Source organism: Inquilinus sp., from assembly GCF_057815775.1.
This window is the reverse complement of the sequence record NZ_JBYRFX010000400.1, coordinates 1-7061: the sequence shown is the minus strand read 5'-3', so window position 1 is coordinate 7061 and position 7061 is coordinate 1. Positions and strand designations below refer to the sequence as shown.

The window sequence follows — 7061 nt, the reverse complement described above, 5'->3', positions numbered from 1 at the left end:
GACCAGCATGCTGAAGCCCAGCGCGGCCGCCGCCTCCTCGATCCCCAGCAGCACTTCGGAGAAGAACGGGTTGCCGATATCGGGCACCAGCACCAGGATCTGCCGCGCCTCCTGCCGCCGCAGCCCGCGCGCCATCGGGTTCACGGCATAGCCGGTGCGGCGCACCGCCGCCTCCACCCGCTCGCGGGTCTCCGCCGTCACCAGCGGCGATCCGGTCAGCGCCCGGCTCACGGTCGCCACCGAAACCCCGGCCAGCCGGGCGATGTCGACCATCTTGACGCGGCTCCGCTCCTTCGCAGGGTTGGGCAATATTCACTCCCGGATTCGACGGTTGACGGCTCAATGTAATCGATTGTACGATCCGGTCAAAATACGGATTGTGCTGCTGCACAAGTGTTCGCTGCCCACTCTATGGGCGGCGATGGGTCCGATGAGCCAAAGCTCGAATAAAGCGAGGGAGGGAGCCTATGCGTTTTTCCCAGAAACTCCTGTTGTCTGCCGCTTTTTGCAGTGCAATAGCGGGGCCGGGGTTGATCGGGTCTGGCGCGGCATCGGCGCAGACGGTCGACGTCATCCATTGGTGGACCAGCGGCGGCGAGTCCAAGGCGATCAACGTCTTCGCCGAGGCCTATAAGAAGCGCGGCGGCACCTGGATCGACAGCGCCGTGGTCGGCGGCACCGCGGCGCGGCTGTCGGCGATGAACCGGATCGCCGGCGGCGACGCGCCGGGCGCGATCCAGTGGAACATCGGCGTTGCCGTGACCAACCTGGCCAAGGAAGGCCTGCTCTCCGATCTCGACGACCTCGCGGCGGCCGGCAAGTGGCAGGAGAACCTGCCGCCGATCATCGTCAAGAACGCCAGCTATGACGGCCATTTCTACGCCGTGCCGACCGACATCCATGGCGACAACTGGCTGTGGTATTCGACCAAGATCTTCCAGGATGCGGGGGTCGAGCCGCCGAAGACCTGGGACGAGTTCTTCACCGTCGCCGACAAGATCAAGGCCAAGGGCTACATCGCGCTCGGCCTCGGCGGCGAGCCGTGGCAGGAGGCGCTGCTGTTCCGCTCCGTCCTGATCGGCGCCGGCGGCAAGGAAACCTACCGCAAGGTCTATGTCGACCATGACGCCACGGCGGCGGGCGGGCCGGAGATGGTGAAGGCGTTCGAGACCTTCGGCCGGCTGCGCGGCTATGTCGACCAGGGCAGCTCCGGCCGCAAATGGAACGACACCACGGTCATGGTCGCCACCAACAAGGCGGCGATGCAGATCATGGGCGACTGGGCCAAGGGCGAATTCGCCGCCGCCGGGCTGACCCCGGGCAAGGAATTCGGCTGCGCCCGGCCGCCGGGCAACCAGGACGCCTATGTCCTGACCGTCGATGTCTTCGCCTTCCCGAAGCTGGACGACCCGGAGAAGACCAAGGCCCAGCGGATGCTGGCCGAGGTGATGATGGACCCGGCCAACCAGGTCGCGTTCAACAAGTTCAAGGGCGCCCTGCCGGCCCGGATGGACGCCGATGTCGGCACGCTCGATATCTGCGCCCAGGAAGGCCAGGAGGTCATGTCCAAGGTCGAGAACCAGCTGCCGAACACGGCGCTGGCCTTCAGCAACGACGTCGAAGGCCAGATCCAGGACCTGCTGACCCAGTTCTGGACCAACCCCGACATGAAGCCGGAGGACGCGGCCAAGCAGTTCTCCGACATCGTGGCCAATGCCGACAGCTGACCAACTCTGACTGATCCCCTCAACCGGACCTGCCGGCGGCTCACCCGCCGGCAGGCCTCAGGGAGAGACCATGGCTGCGCTCCGCATCCGCCACCTGACGGCCAAGGCCGTGCTCACGCCGACCGTGCTGGTCATGGCGGTGTGCTTCTACGGCGCCATCCTGTGGACCATCTACATCTCCTTCACCCGGTCCAGCCTGGTGCCGAATTACGGCTTCGAGGGGCTGTTCCAGTACGTCAGGCTGTTCAACACCGCGCGCTGGTACACCGCCTTCGGCAACATGTTCGTGTTCGGCGGGCTGTTCATCGCCGCGGCCCTGGTGCTGGGCACGCTGCTGGCGGTGCTGATCGACCAGAAGGTGAAGGGGGAGGGGGTGTTCCGCACCATCTTCCTGTACCCGCTGTCGATGTCCTTCATCGTCACCGGCCTGGCCTGGCAATGGTTCCTGAACCCGACCATGGGGCTGCAGGCTTTCGTCCGCGGCCTGGGTTGGGACGGCTTCGTCTTCGACTGGATCGTCGACCGCGACCGCGCCATCTACACCATCGTGCTGGCCGCGATCTGGCATTCCTCCGGCCTGATCATGGCGATCATGCTGGCAGGGCTGCGCGGCATCGACGGCGAGATCTGGCGCGCCACCCGGATCGACGGCATCCCGCGCTGGCGCACCTATGTCTCGGTGGTGCTGCCGATGCTGCGGCCCCTGATCGTCACCTGCGTCGTGCTGCTGTCGATCGCGGTGGTCAAGAGCTACGACCTGGTCGTCGCCATGACCCGGGGCGGCCCGGGCAACGCCACCGACATGCCGGCCAAGTTCGTCACTGACCTGACCTTCGAACGCGCCAATATTGGCTTGGCCTCGGCCGGCGCCGTGGTCATGCTGGTCGCGGTGCTGGCGGCGCTGTCGCCCTATCTCTACATCGAGCTGTCGCGGAGGAACCGATGACCGACGCCGTCGTCGCCCCCACGCGGTCGCAGAGCCTGCCCCGCGCCATCCGCCGCCCGGTGCGCAAGCTCTCCGGCAGCCGGGCCGGGCTCTATGCCTTCCTGGTGCTGGCCGCGCTGTTCTTCGCCATCCCGCTGCTGATCGTGTTCTCGACCTCGCTGAAATCGATGGACGAGATCCGCGAAGGCTCGATCTTCGCCCTGCCGATGGCGCCGACCCTGGATGCCTGGGGCAAGGCCTGGCTGTCGGCCTGCACCGGCCTGTTCTGCGACGGGCTGCATGTCGGCTTCTGGAATTCGGTGCGCATCCTGGTGCCCAGCGTGATCCTGTCGGTGCTGGCCGGCGCGCTGAACGGCTACGCCCTGGCGCAGTGGCGCTTCCGCCGCGCCGACCTGATCCTGACCATGCTGATGCTGGGCGCCTTCATCCCGTATCAGGTGATCCTGTATCCGCTGGTCAAGATCTTCTCCAATCTCGGCCTGTACGGCACGCTGCCCGGCATCGTGGTGATCCACGTCATCTTCGGCCTGCCGACCATGACGCTGATCTTCCGCAACTTCTATGCCGGCATTCCGGAAGAACTGGTCAAGGCGGCCCGGGTCGACGGCGCCGGCTTCTTCCGCATATTCTTCCAGATCATGCTGCCGATGTCGGTCAACATCCTGATCGTCGCCGTCATCCTGCAGGTCACCGGCATCTGGAACGACTATCTGCTCGGGCTGATCTTCGCCGGCCGCGACAACCTGCCAATGACGGTCCAGCTCAACAACATCGTCAACACCACCACCGGAACGATCGAGTACAATGTGAACATGGCGGCGACCATGCTGACCGCAATCCCGCCGCTGCTCGTGTACTTCGTTTCCGGCCGGTACTTCGTCCGTGGCATCGCCTCGGGCGCCGTGAAGGGATAGGCCCATGTCCTCCGGCATCTCGATCCGCAGCCTGAACAAGTCCTTCGGCCCGCTGCAGGTGCTGCGCGAGATCGACATCGAGGTCGATCCCGGCGCCTTTACCGTGCTGCTCGGCCCGTCCGGCTGCGGCAAGTCCACTTTGCTCAACGCCATCGCCGGCCTCGACGACGTCGATTCCGGCGAGGTGGTGATCGGCGGCGTCGACGTCACCGATGCCGAGCCGAACGCCCGCGGCCTGGCCATGGTGTTCCAGTCCTATGCGCTGTACCCGACCATGACGGTGCGCCGGAACCTGTCCTTCGGCCTGCGCGTCAGCCGCATGCCGAAGGCGGAGGTCGAGAAGCGCGTCGCCTGGGCCGCCGACCTGCTGCAGATCCGCGAACTGCTGGACCGCAAGCCGGGCCAGCTGTCGGGCGGCCAGCGCCAGCGCGTGGCGATCGGCCAGGCCCTGGTGCGCGACGCCAAGGTGTTCCTGTTCGACGAGCCCTTGTCCAACCTCGACGCCAAGCTGCGCACCGAGATGCGGGTCGAGATCAAGCGCCTGCACCAGGAGCTCGGCACCACCATCGTCTACGTCACCCACGACCAGATCGAGGCGATGACGCTGGCCACCCGGATCGCCGTGATGAAGGGCGGCCAGGTCGAGCAATATGCCGACCCGCAGACCCTGTACGAGAAGCCGGCGACCCTGTTCGTGGCCGGCTTCGTCGGGTCGCCGGCGATGAACTTCCTGCCCGCCACCCTGGTCGGCGGCAGCGGCATCACCGCCCGGATCGAGGGCCACGACCTGCCGCTGGCCGATTATCCCTTCCTGGCCACGCCCGCGGCGGGGGACGAGATCGTGCTCGGCGTCCGGCCGGAGGATATCGGCCTGGCCGAGGACGGCGCGCCTGGCGTGGTGGTCGAGGCGCCGCTGGCCTTCATGGAACCGATGGGCGCCGACACGCTGGCCTGGTTCGACCTGGCCGGCAAGCGCGTTTCCGTCCGCCTGCAGCCGCAGCGGGCCCGGGCCGTGACGGGCAGCGCCCGGCTGGCGCTCGACCTGTCCAAGGCCTCCGTGTTCAGCACCCAGACAGAACGCCGGCTCTAAGGCCGGCCTCGGACCAAAGACGCCGGCTCTGAGTGCCGGCTGCAACCCAAGAGGAAGCGATGTCCACTCCGGATGTGATCTCCATCCAGCTCTACAGCCTCCGCAACTATGGCGACCTCGACAAGCAGCTCGACGCCGTGGCCGCCGCCGGCTACCGCCATGTCGAGACGATCCAGTCGCATTTCGACGATGCGGCCGGCACCCGCCGCAAGCTGGACAGCCGCGGCCTGACCGCGTCCTCCGGCCATATCGGCCTGCCGGCGCTGCGCGAGCGGCTGGACTGGGTGGTCGAGGGTGCCAAGACGGTCGGCCTGACCCAGCTGTTCATGCCGGCCCTGCCGACCGAGGAGCGCAAGGGCGGCGGCGCGCATTGGCGCAAGGCGGGGCAGGAGCTGGGCGAATTCGCCGCCCGGCTGGCCGACCGCGGCATCGAGCTCGGCTACCACAACCATCATTGGGAGCTGGAGGCGGCGGAGGATGGCCGCCCGGTGCTGGCGCATTTCTTCGAGGGCGCCAACGGCCATCCGCTGGCCTGGCAGGTCGACGTCGCCTGGCTGGCGCGCGGCGGGGCCAACCCGTCGGACTGGCTGGTGCAGCAGAAAGACCGGGTGATCTCCGCCCATGTGAAGGACATCGCCCCGGCCGGCCAGAAGACCGACGAGGATGGCTGGACCGATGTTGGCACCGGCACGCTGGACTGGCCGCGGCTGTGGCGCGAATGCCGGGACGCGGGCGCGGAGTGGATGGTGGTCGAGCACGACAACCCGAAGCACCCCGACGCCTTCGTCAAGGCGAGCTACGACTTCCTCAAGCACCTGCCGGCCTGACCCTCTTTCGGCTGGAGAGGCTCGGCGCTGCCGCTTGTCTTCTTCCCTCCCTGTCATTGCCGGGCTTGACCCGGCAATCCAGAGGCTGTCGACAGTTTCTGGATGCCCGGATCAAGTCCGGGCATGACAGCAGGAGGGGAAGGAAGGCAGGGAGGCGCCACCGGCCGAACCGACAGCACCACCCCCCGGAGACCTTCCCATGACCCCCGTCATTCTCGGCATCATCGGCTGCGGCAACATCAGCGACGCCTATTTCAACGGCGCCGCCCGCTCGGCCCTGGTGCGCGTCAAGGCCTGCGCCGACCTGCGGCGCGAGGCCGCCGAAGCCAAGGCGAAGCAGTTCGGCGTCACCGCCCTGTCGGTGGACGAACTGCTGGCCGACCCGGAGATCGACATCATCATCAACCTGACCGTGCCGCTGGCCCAAGCCGCGGTCGGGCTGCAGATCGTGTCGGCCGGCAAGCATGTCTATCTCGAGAAGCCGTTGGCCGCGACCCTGGCCGATGCCCGGGCGCTGACCCGGGCGGCTGCGGCCGCCGGCGTCCGCGTCGGCTGCGCGCCCGACACCTTCCTGGGCGGTGCCCACCAGGCCTGCCGCCGGGTGATCGACGAAGGCCGCATCGGCCAGGTCGTCGGCGGCGCCGCGGCGGTGATCTCGCGCGGCATGGAAAGCTGGCACCCGAACCCGGAATTCTTCTTCAAGCCGGGCGGCGGGCCGGTGCTCGATGTCGGGCCGTACTACGTCACCCAGCTGATCAACCTGCTCGGGCCGGTGAAGCGCGTCGCCGCCGTCACCACCAAGGGCTACCCGACCCGCAAGGTCACCAGCGAGCCGTTGAACGGCCAGATCATCCAGGTCGAGGTGCCGACCACGGTCAACGGCGTGCTGGAGTTCGAAAGCGGCGCCAACATTTCGCTCACCGCCTCCTGGGACGTGTGGAAGAACAAGCGCATCCCGTTCGAGATCTACGGCACCGAAGGCTCGCTGCTGGTGCCCGATCCGAACTTCTTCGGCGGCGCGCCGCAGGTCAGCGCCCAGGGCGGCGACTGGCAGGATGTCGACATCTCGGCCCATCCCTTCGGTGTGCCGAACCGGCCGACCAAGGACGGCCGGTCGGTGGCCGACTATCGCATCATCGGCGCGCTGGACATGGCGATGGCGATCCGCGAGGGCCGGCCGCACCGCGCCTCCGGCGACCTGGCGCTGCATGCGCTGGAGGCGATGGAGGCGTTCGCCCTGTCCTCGACCGAAGGCCGGCATGTGACGATCGAAAGCGTCTGCCAACGCCCGGACCCGGTGCCCCTGGGCGCCGACGAGTCGGTGTTCGTGACCGCGCGCAAGGCGGCTTAAGGGAAAGGGGGCAAGGGCTCATTCCTTGTCCCCGCACTCCCTTTCACTGTCATCCTCGGGCTTGACCCACGGGTGTCCGGTTGAGAAAAGGTGGACAGGGCGCACGGTGTTGATTCAGCTCGAGTTCAGGACGTTGGCGCGTCACCTGGACACGAACGGAGCAACACCGTGCGGCATCACAATAGCGTGTTCCACGATCTGCTGAA

At 67.3% G+C, this 7061-nt stretch carries 7 protein-coding genes; 6 read left to right on the top strand and 1 reads right to left on the bottom strand.

Annotated features, from left to right (window positions below):
- A partial coding sequence (locus tag AC3XYG_RS14420) for a LacI family DNA-binding transcriptional regulator (protein ID WP_489140532.1) occupies positions 1-273 on the bottom strand: 273 nt, incomplete at its 3' end.
- Positions 274-530: 257 nt separating this feature from the next.
- Between AC3XYG_RS14420 and AC3XYG_RS14415 the strand changes: the two genes are divergently transcribed.
- From AC3XYG_RS14415 to AC3XYG_RS14390, 6 genes are all read left to right on the top strand, one after another.
- The gene (locus tag AC3XYG_RS14415; protein ID WP_489140531.1) at positions 531-1727 is read left to right on the top strand and encodes an ABC transporter substrate-binding protein; all 1197 of its coding nucleotides are present in this window, start codon (positions 531-533) and stop codon (positions 1725-1727) included.
- Between the two features lie 70 nt (positions 1728-1797).
- Positions 1798-2673, top strand: coding sequence for a carbohydrate ABC transporter permease (locus AC3XYG_RS14410; RefSeq protein ID WP_489140530.1), 876 nt, complete (start codon positions 1798-1800; stop codon positions 2671-2673).
- On the top strand, positions 2670-3587 hold the full coding sequence (locus AC3XYG_RS14405; RefSeq protein WP_489140529.1) for a carbohydrate ABC transporter permease: 918 nt from the start codon (positions 2670-2672) through the stop codon (positions 3585-3587). Before AC3XYG_RS14410 ends, AC3XYG_RS14405 begins: the two co-directional genes overlap by 4 nt.
- Positions 3588-3591: 4 nt before the next feature.
- Positions 3592-4677, top strand: coding sequence for an ABC transporter ATP-binding protein (locus AC3XYG_RS14400; RefSeq protein ID WP_489140528.1), 1086 nt, complete (start codon positions 3592-3594; stop codon positions 4675-4677).
- A 59-nt stretch (positions 4678-4736) separates the two neighbouring features.
- Positions 4737-5504, top strand: coding sequence for a sugar phosphate isomerase/epimerase family protein (locus tag AC3XYG_RS14395; protein ID WP_489140527.1), 768 nt, complete (start codon positions 4737-4739; stop codon positions 5502-5504).
- A 199-nt stretch (positions 5505-5703) separates the two neighbouring features.
- Entirely contained in the window at positions 5704-6855 is a 1152-nt protein-coding gene (locus tag AC3XYG_RS14390; RefSeq protein ID WP_489140526.1) for a Gfo/Idh/MocA family protein, read from the top strand.
- Positions 6856-7061: the final 206 nt, after the last annotated feature.